This window comes from Streptomyces bobili, from assembly GCF_002154575.1.
Lineage (GTDB): Bacteria > Actinomycetota > Actinomycetes > Streptomycetales > Streptomycetaceae > Streptomyces > Streptomyces bobili.
Genome location: NZ_MUBA01000919.1, coordinates 1 through 308, shown reverse-complemented (window position 1 = coordinate 308; position 308 = coordinate 1). Strand labels below are relative to the sequence as shown.

The 308-nt window shown below is 76.3% G+C and carries 1 protein-coding gene; it reads right to left on the bottom strand.

The genetic code is table 11. The features are described 5' to 3' along the window. A partial coding sequence (locus BZL64_RS41845) for an alpha/beta fold hydrolase (RefSeq protein ID WP_244205816.1) occupies positions 1-308 on the bottom strand: 308 nt, incomplete at both ends.

Genomic DNA, 308 nt, shown 5'->3' with positions numbered 1-308 from the left:
GCGGGCCGGGCGGAGGCGGCCATGATGGTCATGCCGCCCATGGAGTGCCCGGCGATCACGGCCCTCTCCCCCGGCGCGAGCGTCGCGGTGAGTACGGCTTCGAGGTCGTCGGCGAGCAGGTCGGCGCTGCACGCCGCGCTCGCCGGGGTCCGGCCGTGGCCGCGCTGGTCGTAGGCGATGACCCGGTGGTCGGCGGACAGGGCGCGTATCTGCGCCGCCCAGAAGGCGGTCGTCCTCGCGCACGGCGGGACCTGCTCGACCGCCTCCTCGCCGGCGCAGATACGCGCCCTGTCCGCCGACCACCGGGT